Genomic DNA, 15,357 nt, shown 5'->3' with positions numbered 1-15,357 from the left:
TTTTTTATTTTGAAGCGGCCGAATTTCGCCTGAAATCGCTAGTATTCCTGGGGTTCAGGCACTTTTTATCGGCTTCGAATTGAGTGGCTTTATCTGCGTTTACGGGAGAAGTTATTTCAGCTCGACAATGAATGGCGGGTAACAACGGATGTTCAATACGCTTGTTTCGTCACGTTTCAAACTGGTCGTTGCAGGAATGAACCAGGCATTTCAGGTGCTGGCTTTTAAAGGCAGCGAAACGATTGACCAGCCTTTTTTCATTGAAGTGCAGTGGGTCAGTGAAAACCCCAGCCTGGATCTGGAGAAGTTGCTTCACCAACCGGCCTATCTGGATTTTGGCGAGCCCGGTGAAGGCCTGCACGGGCAAATCTACAGCGTTGGCCGGGAAGGCCCGGGGCAGCGGCTGACCCGCTACCACCTCACCCTTGCGCCGCGCGTGGCGTACCTGGCCCATCGTTGCGACCAGCGGATTTTCCAGCAGCGCAGCGTGCCGCAAATTATCGCGGCAGTGCTTGAGCAGCACGGCATCCTTGCTGATGCCTATACCTTCGAACTGGGGCCGGTGGTTTACCCACCGCGTACGTTCTGTGTGCAATACGCGGAAACCGACCTGCACTTTATCCAGCGGCTGTGCGAGGAAGAGGGCATTCACTACCACTTTCGCCACACTGCAGACGCCCATGTACTGGTGTTGGGTGATGACCAGACGGTGTTTCGTCGTTTGCCGGCGCAACGCTACTGCCCGGCCGGAGGCCGGGCTGCCGAAACGCTGGTGATCCAGCGTTTCGATGTGCGCCTGGCCACGCGCAGTGCTCAGGTTGTTCGGCGTGACTACGACTTCGAACATCCGTCGCTGCGCTTGCAGGAGCAGGCCGGATCTTTCCCGGCACTTGAAGACTATCAATACCCTGCGGGATTCACGGGGCATCTGCGAGGTTTGCAGTTGGCCCGGCGTGGCCTGGAACGTCATCAACGCGACCGCCATCGGGCCTTGGGCCGCAGTGACCAGCCGGCTTTGCGCAGCGGGCATTTCCTGGAACTGCGCGGCCATCCGGACCGCACCTGTAATGACTTGTGGCTGATCACCGGCGTGCGTCACGAAGGCTATCAACCGCAGGTGCTGGAGGAGGCGGTGGTGGATGTCGAAGCATTCCACGGCTACCGCAATCGATTTACCGCAACGCCCTGGCGCGCCGCTTACCGCCCGCCGCTCAAGCACGTCAAACCGCGTATCAGTGGCAGCCAGACCGCAACCGTCACCGGGCCCGAGGGTGAAGACGTGCATTGCGACGCTCACGGCCGGGTGAAAATTCGCTTTCATTGGGACCGCCTGGACCAGCACGACGACAAGAGCAGCTGCTGGGTGCGTGTGGCGTCCGGATGGGCGGGTGACAGCTATGGCGCGGTGATGATCCCGCGTGTGGGCATGGAGGTACTGGTGACGTTCCTGGAAGGTGATCCAGACCGGCCAGTGATCAATGGTTGCCTGCCCAATACCTTGCAGCCTGTTGCCTATCCGTTGCCCCAACACAAGACCCGCAGTGTGCTACGCAGCCGCAGTTCGCCGGGCGGGACGGGGGCCAACGAGCTGCACCTTGAGGACCGCAGCGGCCAGGAACTCATCTACCTGCGCGCCCAACGCGATCTGGAGCAGCAGGTCGGCCACGACAGTCGGCTGGAGGTGGTGGGCGAACGTCGGGAAACCATCCACGGCTTGAGTGCCACCACCCTGGGAGGCGAGGAACACCGCAGCATCGCCGGCGACCGCAAGGTTCGGCTTGGGGCTGATGATCACTTGCACGTGCAGGGCAACAGCCAGACCCTTGTCGGCCAGACTCTGATGATCGAAGCGGGGCAACAGGTCCATCTGAAGGCGGGCGCCAACCTGGTTATCGATGCCGGCGCGCAGTTGAGCTTCAAGGCCGGTGGTGAGCATTTGCTGATTCAGGCCGGCGGGATTTTCAGCAGTCGGCCGATCACGTTGGGCGGTGCGCCTGCCGTGATTCGCACAGCCAACCCAGTTGGACCGGGTGACGTGGCTGCTTCGTCCGCATTTGCAGCGGATGGGCCCAAGGTTTCGGTTATCCAAGGCGCAGTCATGGAGCTGGCCAGAAGACTGGATGCGGACTTCTGTCCAGTGTGCGAGCGCTGCCGTGAAGGCCTGTGCGAATCCACGGGGAGGGCGGCTTGATGGAGATCGCGCCTGGCCAGTGGATGGCTGAACAGCAGCAGGCAGGGCGCCGGCTGTGCCTGGTTCTACAGGGTGAAAGCGATGCGCGTGGGGTACTGCTGGCGACACGTACGGTCGCTGAGTATCGCTGCCTCTATGGTGAAACCGTCGCATCGGAAATGGCAGCGGATGGGCCGATGCTCCTGTTGCTCGACCATGTCAGCGAGCCCGCGTTGGTGGGTTTGCTGCAAAACCCCCAGCGTAATTGGGGCTGGTTGGGCAGCCTGCCTGGTGATGATTTATCGGGTGTTACCCGGCACTGGCGCGACAGGTTAGTGGTGGGAACGGCGGGCAGTCAGGCGCTGTACCGCTTCCACGATAACCGCACCTTGGCGCGGGCCTTGGTTCACCTGCCTGCTCGGGACTGGCCTGTTTTTCTCGGGCCGCTGATCGGCGTGTGTTACTGGCAGGGTGAGCGTTGGAGTTGTGTCGATAACCCGGCTCCGGGGGCGTATCCGGTACCCGATCCTGCGCCGTGGCTGGAGGCGCCGAATCCCCAGGCGGGAGTGATTCTGCAAGCCAATATCCTGCGTTACCTGCTGGCCGAGTACAGCGAGGCGTTGAGCGCACTGGTTGAGTTTCAAGACCCGAGAATCTGGTTGGCGCAGGTGCTGGAGCAAGCGCGGGATTGGCAATGGGACAGGCCGGAACAGCTGGAGTTTTTGGTGGTGCGGCGCTTGGTGGAGGCCACTGGGAACGTGCTTGTTCGATGGCAGCCGATGCAGGGGGAAGTGGCGGAGGATCATTTTCAGCGGGTGGTTGGGGAGTGGCGTCGGGTGGAGCGGGAGCAGCAGGATGCGTAGGGGATTTATGTCGGGCGTGTGGCGAGGGGTATTCGTTTGCAGTGTGCTGGGTGTTTCCGGTTGTGTGATGAAGCCTGCTGATAGTTTCACTTTGGAGGTCGATTTGCCGGCGAATTACAGACTCAGAGGCGATGCAACTTACGTCCCCGGAACAGGTGAAACTTGCACTTTACGATGGCGTCCAGGTGATCTGCCAGAGATCAAGATATTCGACGCTCTTGAGAAGTCGGTGGCGAATCGGGCGAGCTTCGAATTGCCTCTTACGGAGACGGTGAACGGGTGTCCGTTAGTGCTGCGTTACATGACGTTTGATGTCTATGCGAAGTCGGCTGAGCACTTGTCGGACAGTGGGGGGGATTTTGCGTTTATCGGTGTGCATGATTGGGTTGAACCCCATATGTCTCGAATGCCGGGGCCAGGTACCTTGGAGGTGCCGGGGGCCTGTCAGTGGTTACTCAGGCCGGCAGGGCCAACGCAGGCGACTGATAACGTATTTCAATGCAACCTGGTGGATGCAAGAGGACTGCCGCCAACGACTGCAACGGGTGGCCGTGTGCAGCGTGATGAGCTGAACGGTAAAACGGTGAGGCTCGTGTTTGGGGAAATCTGATGGGGAGCGTACTTATCTTTAACTTTTACTGAATAAGGATATTCAGCGATGGCGCTTACAGAATGGAAACAACCCTTTTTCAGCGGGAAAATGCCGGCTTGTGCAGTGCGTGGATGTTGGCTGAGTTTTTGTCTGGTGGACGAATCAGGTGACGGAAACGCTTATGGGGGTCTTGCGTACAAGGTTTTTGACAGCACAGGTCAACAATATGCAGGTCGTTTGGATGGAAACGGTTTCGCAAAGCTGGACAACCCATATCGAGGGCCTGTGGTTCTGATCTTCGATGCGCCATATGAAATGAGCGGGGATTACTACGCAACGTTGCAAACGCGTGGTTGTTACCCACTGCCTATCACCGAGCTTCAGGTGCGAGCCGAACAGACGCGGTTTTCACGTGTAGACGGGGAGCGCGTCGAGCGAAACCCGGCACGACGGGAAACAGGCAAATTCTATCAAGTCGAGGTCAGTGACTTGGTCTTGCACACTGCTCACTTGCCTCCATTGGCGCCCAGAACCCATCGACCACCGCGGCATGCGCTCCGCATGCTGGCTGAACTTGGGTTTGGCCCCCCTCAGCCCAAGCTGACAGGGCTGGTTTTATTTCCTGACCTGCACACTGTGCTGGAGGTAAGGCCGCTGCGTGCGTTACGCCCGTTGTTGTCGATTGAAGACCAGTTCTGTGCCTTGAACCTTTATCAGTTGGCGCTTATGGCTACCTTGAGTTATTGCGATTTTGGGCAGGAACCATCGACTCCGCCGATGGACCAGGTCAGCTTTCCCATAGAGCCCAGTGTGGGCAATTTTTTTTCCGAACAACTGTCGGGCTATCAGGAGGCCTGGAAGTTCGATTCCGACCAGGTGGAACACTTTTATCCCGTGTATGAAGACGTGCCGTACTCGCAACGATTCGAGGTGTTGCCTTTTGATCCTGAGTTGTATGAGCAAAATCGATCGGGGCAAGGAGAGTCCCCGGCCCACCCAGCGAAGCTGCATTTTTTTGATGACGAGGAGAATGGCACTGATACTCAGGCGTTTATCAGCCATCACGACCATGTGATCCTGATCGCAGTGCGGGGCACTGCAAGCCGTTCCGATGGGCTGAGGGATGCCAATGCTCACCAGGTCGCTTTTGTCGAGGGTGTTGGTAAGGTTCATGAGGGCTTTTATGGCGCGTATCGGGCGATGCGTGATTTTGCGCTGCATTACCTCGACCGGTTCTACATAGGCCAGCGCATCATAATTTGTGGCCATAGTCTCGGCGGCGCCATAGCACTGCTGCTGGCAGAGTCTCTTAGGCGAATTCCAGGTTACGACCGCAGCATCCTTCTTTACACCTATGGCGCTCCCCGCGCTGCCGACTCTGAGTTCACTGACGGTGCTTCATCTTTGGTGCATCACCGCATCGTCAATCATAACGACCCGGTACCCAGCGTCCCGGCACCCTGGATGAACACAACTGCCAAACTCTGGATTCCCGGGCTTGTTACCCTGTTCAGCAATCCTGCACCTGCTGGCCTGCTGTTCGCACTTGGGTTGGTGCGGGTGGGCGGGAACGCCTATCAGCATCACGGCTCCCAGCAGCATTTCATGCCGATTGCCTTGCCCGACGGCACACAGTCTTCAATATTGTGGAACCCCGGGTGTGAGTCGATCGAAGAAGCTGCATGCAATCGCGCGATTCAACTCAGCGGTGATATGCCGGACCGGGCCAACCTGATCAAGCAGCTAGTCCAATACAAGCAGCACTTTATGACCGCAAGCTACATCCCGGCAGCCTGGGCGACGTTACGCCGCTGGCAGCAAACCGTGGACGCCGACGGAACACTGGTGACTGCGAGTGAATTTGAGCTGATCGAAAAAGCGCTGATCAGCATGCGGCAACAACTGCGGGAGAAAAAACGAGAACTGGACCGCTATCGACCGACCAATCAGCGTGGTTATGAAGATATCCAGGCCTTGAGCATCGAAGCTGATCGTCTGCAAAGTAGTCGCGACCGCCTGGCAACCCTCCGCTGGCGCCGCCTCCAGGCCCGCGACGTCTACGGCAGCCACGCTTCATCCCCAACCCTGCAATCCAGCCTGAAACGCTGGTTCGCTCACCCGCAAAATCGCGTACTCACCCAAGTGGCGAGCATCCCGCCACAGTCGGATGATGGCTGGGGAAAGCCACAAACCCTCGATATAGATTCAATCGTATGAGCCTACAAAAACTCCACCTGCGCCGGCCGGCGTTTCATCAACACTTTGCCCGCTCGAATCGAATACAACGGCAAGCCCTGGCTGCGAATCACTTCATAGTCGCTGTCTGCAGACAGGATCAACAGGTTCGCCGGGCGTCCCGGTTCCAGGCCATAACGATCCCCCAGGGCCATCGCCCGGGCGCTGTTGTCGGTGACCAGGTCGAGGGCACTTTGCAGGTTGCGGTAGCCAAGCATGTGGCAGATATGCAACCCGGCTTCCAGCACCCGCAAAATGTTGCCGTTACCCAAGGGATACCAAGGGTCGACGATGGAGTCCTGGCCGAAGCAGACGTTCATGCCAGCCTCCAGCAGTTCGTTGACCCGGGTCACGCCGCGGCGTTTGGGGAAGGTGTCGAAGCGGCCCTGCAAGTGGATGCTTTCGGTAGGGCAGGAGACAAAGCTTATGCCCGAATGCCCCAGCAGGCGGAAGAGTTTGGCGCAGTAAGCATTGTCGTAGGAGCCCATGGCCGTGGTGTGGCTGGCGGTCACGCGGGCGCCCATGTCACGGCTGCGGGCCTCTTCGGCCAGCACTTCAAGAAAGCGCGAGTGTGGGTCGTCGGTTTCGTCGCAATGCACATCGACCAGGCAACCGGTGCGTTCGGCCAGGTCCATCAGGAACTTCACCGAACTCACCCCTTGGTCACGGGTGTATTCAAAGTGCGGGATGCCGCCGATCACGTCGGCGCCCAGGCGAATGGCCTCTTCCATCAGCTCGCGGCCATTGCGGTACGACTCGATGCCTTCCTGGGGGAACGCGACGATTTGCAGGTCGATCAGGTGGCCGCTTTCCTCGCGTACTTCAAGCATGGCCTTGAGCGCGGTGAGGTCCGGGTCGGTGACGTCGACATGGGTGCGCACATGCTGGATGCCATGGGCGGCCAGGGTCTGGATGGTTTTTTTGGAGCGGGTCTTGGTGTCTTCCAGGGTGATGGTGGCCTTGCGCTCGCCCCAGCACTCGATGCCTTCAAACAGGGTGCCGCTCATGTTCCAGCGCGGCTCGCCGGCGGTCAGGGTGGCATCGAGGTGAATGTGCGGCTCGACGAAAGGCGGGACCACCAGGTTGCCGGCGGCGTCCAGGTCGTCGGGGCCTGCCAGGGGGGCAGCGCCTTGTTGGGTGATGCTGGCGATCCGGCCGTGTTCCAGGTGCAGATCATGCAGGCCTTCACGGTTGCGCAGGCGGGCGTTGATGATGTGCATGGGCAAGTTCCTCTTGGCAAAAAACAGTCAGGCAGACAGCCGCCAGATCATCAGCGCGATGCCGATGTCCAGGCGGTCATAAGCATTGTCCAGCGTCAGCCCGCACAGGGCTTCGATACGCTGGACGCGGTGCGTCAGGGTGTTGCGGTGAACCGCCAGCCGTTGGGCTGCGGCCACAAGGTTACCATTCTCGTTGAACCAGGCCTCCAGGGTCGGCATCAGGCTTGGGCCATGGTGCAGGTCGTGGCGCAGCAGCGGCCCCAGGCGTTCGTTGAGGAACTGATCGAGCAGGGCGCGATCACGTACGCCACTGAGCAGCTTGAGCACGCCCAACTCATCGTAGACACACAGCCCGGCGCGTTCACTGAACCGTCGCGCAGCGGCCAATGCCTGGCGCGCCTCATCCAGGGCCTGGGCCAGGCGCGCGGGTGGGTGCGCGGCAGCACTCAGGCCGATAAACAGTTTCAACGGTGCCAGGCGCAGATTCAGTGCCTTCAACCAACCCGCCAACAACTGACGGTTGGCCAATGCCGCACCCGCGTCTATCGCAGGCAGCAACAACGTCCATTGTCCGGCACGCCCCAGCACGGGCAGGCGCGACGGATGCTGCGCAGCAAACTGGCGCAGACGGCGGGTAATAGCATCGTGTTGTCGGGCAAGCTGCGTCTCGACCACTGGCGCCTCACCCTGGGCAAACAGCGCGTCGCTGCCGTCCAGTTGCAACTGGACGAGTTGCCAATGGCCGGCCAGCGGCATGTCCAACTGCGCAGCGCGGTGCAGCAGCAAATCCAGGGATTGGTAATCACCGGCCAGCAGGCGCTCCAGCACATCGTGTCGCGAGCGCCCCAACTGCTGCGACTGGATCAACGCCGAACCGATGGCCTGGGTCACCAGTACCATCTTCAACGAGTAAGGCTGTTCGATCAGCGGCATGCCCGCCGCTTGCGCCGCTTCCAGCAAACGCTGGGGAATCGCCTGGATATAGTCCGGCCCCGTGAGGATCACCAGGCCGGCGACCTGGCGCTGACAGGCTTCGTCCAGCAGCACCAACAGATTGGCCTCGTCCCGTGGGTGATTGATGCCGGTGACGAACACCAGTTCGCCCCCCAGCACCCATTCGGCAATGCCGCTGTTTTCTGCGACATAGGGCCAGCGCACCGTGTTCTCCAGGCCGGCTTCCCCGGCCCGCAGGCACATCGATTCAAGGCCGGGCAAGGCCAGCACATCGGCGACTGTCAGGCTCATGCCTGGACGTCAGCCAAAGGTGCCCGCACCCGCAATACGCTGGTCAGCACGATGTAGGTCAGGGACGCCGCCACGATCCCCACCAACGGCGCCACCCAGGGTGAATGAAAGGCCAGCACCGTACCCACGGCATAGGCGATCAGCCCTGGCCAGTTGAAGGCCGGCAGGCGTGTATCGGCCAGGCGCGGATAGTGGCCGCGGTAGCGATAGAAGAAATCCGCCATGATCACCCCGCCAATCGGTGGGATCACCGTGCCCAGCAGGATCAGGTAGGGCACCAGCATGTCGTACATGCCCAGCAACGCCAGCAGGGTGCCGATCACCGCACCGGCCAGGGTCACCGTTTTGCGGCGCTTGGTGCGCAGCAGGTTGCAGCCGGCGACGGCGAAGTTGTAGATGGTGTTGTCCTGGGTGCTCCAGATATTCAGCAACAGCATCGCCATGGCCGCCATGGCGAAGCCTTGCAGCAGCAACACTTCGACCACGTCGGGCTGCTGGTAGACGATGGCGCCATAGGCACCGATCAACACCATCAAGCCGTTGCCGATAAAGAAGCCGATCAGGCTGGCCAGCACCGCGACCCTGGCCGAGCGTGAGAACCGCGTCCAGTTGGTGGCCTGGGTCGCGCCGCTGACAAAGGTGCCGAACACCAGCGTGATAGCCGTGGACATGTCCAGCTCACCGGTCGGCACCACCGCCAGCAGTCCATCGAGCCCGCCGACCTTGACGGTGGCGACCCACATCGACAGAAACAACAAAATACCCATGGCCGGCACGGCGATGTAGGACAGAATCTCCAACCCGCGATAGCCCACGTAGGCCGTCGCGCAGAACACCATGCCAAACAGCACCATCAGCCCGAGTACGCTGCCCTGGCTCAACTCGAAATACTTGCCCAGTACCACGGCTGCGGTGGCGGTGCCCCAGGCGTACCAGCCGATCTGGGTAAAACCGAGAATCAAGTCGCTCAGCTTGCTGCCCACTTCACCGAAGCAGAAACGCCCCATCAATACTGAATTCAAACCGCTCTTGAACGCGATGTAACCCAGGCCTGCGGCGTAGATACCCAACAGCAGGTTACCCAGGGCCACGACGCCGAGCATCTGGGTAAAGCTGAAGGCCACCCCCAGCTTGCCGCCGGCGAACATGGTCGCGGTAAAAAAGGTAAAGCCCAGCAGCACCATGGCGGTGGAGGCCAGGCCTTTGCGGGCATGCATGGGCACCTCGCTGAGAGGGTAGTCATTGCCCGGTTCGTTCTGCGTCATGTGCCGTTCTCCCAGAATGAGTGACGCAGGCCTATTGCACCCGTCGTGCCAAGTGCGAGGCAGTGACGGGCGCACGGTCAGGACTGTGCAGGTTGCACAGTATTTATAGCCAAACAGGGGAAACACGCAGGCGGGATTGGTCTTTCTGCCCACTCAGGCGCGAAAGCGGTGCAGGGTGATACAAATTGGATCACCCGTTATTCAATCGAACAGGGTGTGAGTGGTCTGCCCGCGATGAAAGGCAAAAGCGGCCTCAAGGTCGCTTTCAATGGTGCGGCCACGGGACAGCGGCGGCAGATCGTCCAGGCTGAAGAAGCCAACTTCGGTGGTTTCGAAACCGGCCGCCGGCGCCAGTTGATCAACCCGTTCGCACAGAAAGTAGAGTTTGTAGAAGTCCCGGATATCCGGCCGGTACAAGCCTTTGGCCTTGTGGGTGACGCTGTACAGCGCCTTGGCCGTGACCGTCAGCCCGGCCTCTTCGCGAATTTCCTTGACGATGTTTTCAGCCGCCGACAAACCAATATCCGCATAACCGCCGGGCAATGCCCAGCAGCCATCCGTGAGCTCGCGGACCAACAGGATCCGGTCACCGTCAATCACTGCGCCCCGCACATCAATCATGGGCGTCGAATAACGTTTGGCAAAATCCGGCACCAGCCCGGTGATGCGCTCCAGCGGTACTTCACCCAATTGCGCCAGCATGCTGTGGGCAATCTGGGCGATTTCCTCGAGGCGCTCGCGCTCGAAGTCATCGGTGCAGAAGTGCAGCCCCGTGGAGGCCAATGCTTGCAGGCGCTTGGCCTGGGCCAGCCAGATGTTTTCCATGGGAGCTCCTTCAGTGCGAGGCGGTGAGGTCTTTTTGCATGTAGACCCGACGCAGGCCGTTTTCCTCGGCCCGGTGGGTTTCCACATAGCCTTTGCGGGTGTACAGCGCGATGTTTTCGGTCATCGCTTCATTGGTGTAGAGACGGATGGAGCCATGCCTGGCCTGGCCTTCCGCGAAGCCCAGCAACAGGCGCCCGTAACCCAAGCCCTGGGCACCGGGGTCGACGGCCAGGTTATCCAGCAGCAGGTACTCATCGTGATGAATCAGTACGACAAAGCCGTGGACCTGGCCCGCACTCTCCAGCACATGCACCCGTTCGGCGGCGACCTGCTGGCGATAGTCATCCAGCATCGGCCCTGGCTTGCGCCCGATTCGCTGGATGTAAGGGGAGTAGGCGGCGTGGACGATCGCTTCAATTGCGGCGATATCGTCGACGGTAGCGGGGCGGATATGGGTTGGCATCGCAGCGCTTCCTGTACAAGAGGCCACGACTGTAAGGGAGTCACCGGCATAAAAAAACCACCGCAAGGGTGGTTTTTTACATCGCCGGCTTATTCGCCGCGATAGATGCAGCCGCTGGTGCAGGTCTCATGGATGCGAATCGCGCTGAGTTCCGGCAACAGCGGTTTCAGTTCATTCCAGATCCACTTGGCCAGCACTTCGCTGGTGGGGTTTTCGAGGCCCGGGATGTCGTTGAGGTAGTTGTGGTCGAGGCGCTCGTAGAGCGGCTTGAAAATCGCCTTGATCTCCGAGAAGTCACGGATCCAGCCGGTGTGCGGGTCGAGGTCGCCGCTGAGGTGGATCGCCACCTTGAACGAATGGCCATGCAGGCGCCCGCATTTGTGGCCTTCCGGTACATGGGGCAGGCGGTGGGCGGACTCGAAGGTAAACTCTTTGAAGATTTCCACAGGGTTTTTCAGCTCGGTGAGGTGTCTGGCAGGCGGCGAGTTTAACAGTTTGTGGCGGCCGCGCGCATACCGCGTAGCAGCTGTCGAGCCATGGCGAGGCTGCGTTTGCGATTTGTCTGACAAACCGAGGTGCTGCCGACGCAGCCTCGCTTGGGCTCGACAGCTGCTACGGAGAGGGCGCTAGAGAGCCAGCAGGCGTTCGCCCAATTGGCCATTGTCGGCCAGTTGCAGAAACTCATCCCCCAGCCGCTGGCTTTCGCTCATTGCGGTTTGCCAGTACTTGTTGCGGCCCGGGTCATCCCCCATAAAGCGCTTGAAGTCACTGCGGTCCGGCAGTTTGCCGTGGGGCAGTCGCGCCAGGTATTCCTTCGACGGCGCCAGCAGCAGGACATCCTGCAAACCCTGTTGATTGGCACGGCGCCACGGCAAGCCTTTGTCGAACCAGCCGGGAATGACCCGGTCGGTGAAGTGCGGGTACAGCACGATGTCATCGCCGTGGTAGGGCAGGTCGAGGTGATAGTCCAGCAGGCCGCCATCGCGGTAAGTGCCTTGGCCTGCACCCGGCAGGTCGCGTACGCCTTGCATCACCATGGGGATTGAGCCCGACGCCAGCAAGGCCTGGCGCAGGTTGCCCAGTTCCAGATCAAGGAAGCGCGACGGGAAATCCTTGAGCGCATGCAGCGGTGGCGCCTGGCGTGGATCGTGGACGATCAGCCGTTCGAAGTGCCGGGACAACCGCGCGCGGCCCCTCAGGTTGTCGGCGATCACCGAGGACAACCCCAAACCAAGCCGACCGCGATGATCGTCGGCGAGCAGGCCATGGCTTTTGACCACCATGATGTTCAGCCGGTAGTGCGGGTTGTCGAGCACGCGGGCATCGCGGCCGGCCAGCAAGTCATCGAGCATGCGCACGCAGCTCTGGCTGACTTCGGCCATGGTCACGCCTTTGGCAAAGCTTTGTGCGTTGTACAGCCGGCCCAGGTCGAGCAGGCCTTGCACCGGATCGGGCAGGCACGCACTGGCAAACCGCCAGGAGCCTATCGAGGCGCCGATCAGCGCACGCTCGCGGGGCGCCCGGGGCAGCCAGTCACCAAACAGCGCCAGGTCCAGACCCTGGATGCCCAGCGCCTTGGGCCCGCCGGCAGCGCCGGGAAGGATGCCGACGTCCGCAGGCGCAAGCCCCTGCTCACGAATGCGTGCAAAAGCGCGTTTACCGGCCTTGAGGGTCAAGGCGGGGAACTTCATATGGATAGCAGTCATACCGGTCTCATTTACCGCGAGCAGGGCAGTATAGAAAATCTTGCCCGGTTGCAGGCAAAGGTCTCGCAGAGAATTGCCATGGTGGCAATTCAGTTTCAGTTAAGTTGGATCCAGTACCGTGAGCCCCGTAGGCAAAATATCCCGAAACGGAGACTCACCATGAAAACCCTCACAGCCTTGATCGCCAGCAGTATCATCGCCCTCACCGCAGGCGTCGCCCAGGCTCGCGACCTGGGGCCGGACGAAGCACTGAAGTTGCGCGACGCTGGTACCATTGTGTCTTTCGAGAAGCTCAATGCTATCGCACTGGCCAAACATCCCGGCGCCACCGTGCATGAAACCGAGCTTGAAGAGGAATACGGCAAATACCTTTATCAGGTTGAACTGCGCGACGCCCAGGGCGTCGAGTGGGACCTGGAATTGGACGCTGTCACCGGCGCCGTCCTCAAGGATCATCAGGATACGTAATGAAGGTAAATCTACGCACCAGCGCTCAAGTGGCGCTGGTGCTCCTGGCATTTTGCTCAGGCCTGGCCGCTCGTGACCTGGGCCAGGACGAGGCGCTGCGCCTGCGCCAGGAGGGTGTGATCGCGCCGCTTGAGCATCTGCTGGGCCCGGCTTTCGAGCGCTACCCGGGCGCCAAGCTGCTGGACGCCGAGCTTGAAGAGCACAAGGATCGCCCTGTGCGCTATATCTATGAAATCGAACTATTGACGGTGGAAGGCGTAGTGCGCGAGATCGAACTCGATGCCAACACCGGTCAACTGCTCAAAGACAAGGAAGACGACTGATGCGCCTGCTGCTGGTGGAAGACCACGTACCCCTGGCCGATGAGTTGATGGCCGGGCTCAATCGCCAGGGCTATGCCGTCGACTGGCTGGCGGACGGGCGCGATGCGGTGTATCAGGGGCGCAGCGAACCCTACGACCTGATCATCCTTGACCTCGGCCTGCCGGGTTTGCCCGGGCTTGAGGTGTTGACGCAATGGCGTGCCGCCGGCCTGGCCACGCCGGTGCTGATCCTCACTGCCCGCGACTCCTGGGCCGAGCGCATCGAAGGGCTCAAGGCCGGGGCCGACGACTACCTCAGCAAACCGTTCCATCCCGAAGAGCTGCACCTGCGTATCCAGGCCTTGCTGCGTCGTTCCCATGGCCACGCCAATCAGCCCACCTTGCAGGCTGCCGGCTTGCACCTGGATGAGGGTCGCCAGTGTGTGATGCGTGATGGCGAGGAGATCCAGCTGACCGCGGCCGAGTTTCGGCTGCTGCGTTACTTCATGCTGCACCCCGAGCAAATCCTTTCAAAAAGTCACCTGGCCGAACATTTGTACGATGGCGAGACCGAGCGTGACTCCAATGTGTTGGAGGTCCACGTCAACCACCTGCGCCGCAAATTGGGCCGCAGCGTGATCGAGACCCGGCGCGGCCAGGGTTACCGGTTTGGTGCCAGCCCGGCATGAAGTCGATCCAGCGGCGCCTGAGCCTGGGGCTGATCAGTGTGATGGTGATCGTCGGCCTGGTGCTGGCGCAGACCAGCCTGTGGCTGTTCGAAATGGGCCTGCAACGTTACCTGGAGTCCGGCTTGCGCAACGACAGCGAGAACCTGCTGGTGGCGCTGGTGCGCGGGCCGGCGGGGGTGCAACTGGATGAGCAGCGGTTGTCTCCTGCGTACCAGCGTCCGTTTTCCGGGCACTATTTCCGTATCGATTTTGCCGACACCCATTGGCGTTCCCGCTCGCTGTGGGACCAGGAACTGCCGCAGTTGCCCCACGCCGGGCTCAAGGGCAACCTGCAGTTGGGGCCGGAAGGCCAGCAGTTGCTGGTACTGCGTTCGGACTACAAACGGTTTGGCCAGTCGATTTCCATCAGCGTGGCCCAGGACTACACACCCGTCAGAGAAAGCTTTCGGCTGATGCGCCAGATCGGCCTGGTGCTGGGGCTGGCGGCGCTGTTGCTGATCCTGATTCTGCAACGGGTCACCGTGCGCCGCGCCTTGCGCCCGCTGGAGACCGCACGCAACCAGATCGCCCAACTGCAGCAGGGCCAGCGCTCGCAACTGGATACCCAGGTGCCGGTGGAACTGGAGCCGCTGGTGGCGCAGATCAACCATCTGCTGGCCCACACCGAAGACAGCCTCAAGCGCTCGCGCAATGCCCTGGGCAATCTCGGCCATGCCTTGAAAACCCCGTTGGCGGTGTTGCTGAGCGTGGCATCCAGTGAACAGCTCAAGGACCATCCGCAACTGAGCAAGCTGCTGCGGGAACAGTTGGAGCAGGTGCAGCAACGGCTTAATCGTGAACTCAATCGTGCCCGCCTGGCCGGAGAGACACTGCCGGGTGCCTTGTTCGATTGCGACGGCGAATTACCGGGGTTGCTCGCGACCCTGAACATGATCCATGGCGAACACCTGGATTTGAGTTACCGCGTGCCGCCCGGTTTGCAATTGCCGTGGGACCGCGAAGACCTGCTGGAACTGTTGGGCAACCTGCTGGACAACGCGTGCAAATGGGCGGATGCGGAGATTGTGTTGAGCATCGGCGAAACCCCGGAAGGCTTTCGGTTGGCTGTCGAAGATGACGGGCCGGGGATTCCCGAGAGCCAGCGTGATCAGGTGTTCAGCCGAGGCACGCGGTTGGATGAGCAGACTGACGGGCATGGTCTGGGGCTGGGGATCGTGCGGGATATTGTCGAGGTGTGGGGCGGGGTGCTTCTGTTGCAGGAGAGCGAGCTGGGCGGGTTAAAGGTCATCATCGACCTGCCACGCCGCCAGTGAA

Annotated in this window: 15 protein-coding genes; 8 read left to right on the top strand and 7 right to left on the bottom strand. The window is 60.8% G+C overall.

Going from position 1 to position 15,357, the window contains the following annotated elements; all coding sequences use genetic code 11:
* Positions 1 to 148 precede the first annotated feature (148 nt).
* The 4 genes from HX811_RS28735 (at position 149) to HX811_RS28720 (ending at position 5,842) form a co-directional block, all read left to right on the top strand.
* The gene (locus tag HX811_RS28735; RefSeq protein ID WP_177048434.1) at positions 149 to 2,191 is read left to right on the top strand and encodes a type VI secretion system tip protein VgrG; all 2,043 of its coding nucleotides are present in this window, start codon (positions 149 to 151) and stop codon (positions 2,189 to 2,191) included.
* A complete protein-coding gene (locus HX811_RS28730; protein ID WP_177048432.1) occupies positions 2,191 to 3,033 on the top strand; it encodes a DUF4123 domain-containing protein in 843 nt (280 codons plus the stop codon). The genes HX811_RS28735 and HX811_RS28730 overlap by 1 nt, the downstream gene beginning before the upstream one ends.
* A 67-nt stretch (positions 3,034 to 3,100) precedes the next feature.
* Positions 3,101 to 3,643 carry a hypothetical protein gene (locus tag HX811_RS28725; protein WP_143495382.1) on the top strand — a complete coding sequence of 181 codons (543 nt, stop codon included), beginning with the start codon at positions 3,101 to 3,103 and terminating at the stop codon, positions 3,641 to 3,643.
* Between the two features lie 48 nt (positions 3,644 to 3,691).
* Positions 3,692 to 5,842 (top strand): lipase family protein, encoded by a 2,151-nt coding sequence (locus HX811_RS28720; RefSeq protein WP_177048430.1) that lies wholly within the window; start codon positions 3,692 to 3,694, stop codon positions 5,840 to 5,842.
* 2 nt (positions 5,843 to 5,844) lie between these two features.
* Here HX811_RS28720 and codA read toward each other — a convergent pair whose 3' ends face one another.
* The 7 genes from codA to HX811_RS28685 form a co-directional block, all read right to left on the bottom strand.
* Positions 5,845 to 7,080 (bottom strand): cytosine deaminase, encoded by a 1,236-nt coding sequence (gene codA / locus HX811_RS28715; RefSeq protein WP_003219538.1) that lies wholly within the window; start codon positions 7,078 to 7,080, stop codon positions 5,845 to 5,847.
* A gap of 27 nt (positions 7,081 to 7,107) precedes the next feature.
* Positions 7,108 to 8,325 carry a PucR family transcriptional regulator ligand-binding domain-containing protein gene (locus HX811_RS28710; RefSeq protein WP_177048427.1) on the bottom strand — a complete coding sequence of 406 codons (1,218 nt, stop codon included), beginning with the start codon at positions 8,323 to 8,325 and terminating at the stop codon, positions 7,108 to 7,110.
* Positions 8,322 to 9,590 carry a cytosine permease gene (gene codB / locus HX811_RS28705; RefSeq protein WP_003219542.1) on the bottom strand — a complete coding sequence of 423 codons (1,269 nt, stop codon included), beginning with the start codon at positions 9,588 to 9,590 and terminating at the stop codon, positions 8,322 to 8,324. Before codB ends, HX811_RS28710 begins: the two co-directional genes overlap by 4 nt.
* Before the next feature lie 201 nt (positions 9,591 to 9,791).
* On the bottom strand, positions 9,792 to 10,415 hold the full coding sequence (locus HX811_RS28700) for an NUDIX hydrolase (protein WP_003219544.1): 624 nt from the start codon (positions 10,413 to 10,415) through the stop codon (positions 9,792 to 9,794).
* Between the two features lie 10 nt (positions 10,416 to 10,425).
* A complete protein-coding gene (locus tag HX811_RS28695) occupies positions 10,426 to 10,878 on the bottom strand; it encodes a GNAT family N-acetyltransferase (RefSeq protein WP_177023239.1) in 453 nt (150 codons plus the stop codon).
* An 89-nt stretch (positions 10,879 to 10,967) separates the two neighbouring features.
* On the bottom strand, positions 10,968 to 11,324 hold the full coding sequence (gene queD / locus HX811_RS28690) for a 6-carboxytetrahydropterin synthase QueD (protein ID WP_003190259.1): 357 nt from the start codon (positions 11,322 to 11,324) through the stop codon (positions 10,968 to 10,970).
* Between the two features lie 180 nt (positions 11,325 to 11,504).
* Positions 11,505 to 12,584, bottom strand: coding sequence for a hypothetical protein (locus HX811_RS28685; RefSeq protein WP_003219547.1), 1,080 nt, complete (start codon positions 12,582 to 12,584; stop codon positions 11,505 to 11,507).
* A gap of 159 nt (positions 12,585 to 12,743) precedes the next feature.
* Here HX811_RS28685 and HX811_RS28680 point away from each other — a divergent pair, with 159 nt between their 5' ends.
* From HX811_RS28680 to HX811_RS28665, 4 genes are read left to right on the top strand one after another with little or no spacing between them, the layout of a single operon-like run.
* Positions 12,744 to 13,052, top strand: coding sequence for a PepSY domain-containing protein (locus HX811_RS28680; RefSeq protein ID WP_008432789.1), 309 nt, complete (start codon positions 12,744 to 12,746; stop codon positions 13,050 to 13,052).
* Positions 13,052 to 13,375, top strand: a complete 324-nt coding sequence (locus HX811_RS28675) for a PepSY domain-containing protein (protein WP_177048425.1) — start codon at positions 13,052 to 13,054, stop codon at positions 13,373 to 13,375. Before HX811_RS28680 ends, HX811_RS28675 begins: the two co-directional genes overlap by 1 nt.
* Positions 13,375 to 14,043 carry a response regulator transcription factor gene (locus tag HX811_RS28670; RefSeq protein ID WP_003219550.1) on the top strand — a complete coding sequence of 223 codons (669 nt, stop codon included), beginning with the start codon at positions 13,375 to 13,377 and terminating at the stop codon, positions 14,041 to 14,043. Before HX811_RS28675 ends, HX811_RS28670 begins: the two co-directional genes overlap by 1 nt.
* Positions 14,040 to 15,356, top strand: a complete 1,317-nt coding sequence (locus tag HX811_RS28665; RefSeq protein WP_177048423.1) for a sensor histidine kinase — start codon at positions 14,040 to 14,042, stop codon at positions 15,354 to 15,356. The genes HX811_RS28670 and HX811_RS28665 overlap by 4 nt, the downstream gene beginning before the upstream one ends.
* Position 15,357 lies beyond the last annotated feature (1 nt).

The sequence above is a fragment of the Pseudomonas sp. F8002 genome, assembly GCF_013385495.1.
Classification (GTDB): Bacteria; Pseudomonadota; Gammaproteobacteria; order Pseudomonadales; family Pseudomonadaceae; genus Aquipseudomonas.
Note: the sequence above shows the minus strand (reverse complement) of the source record. Positions and strands in the feature narration are given on the sequence as shown.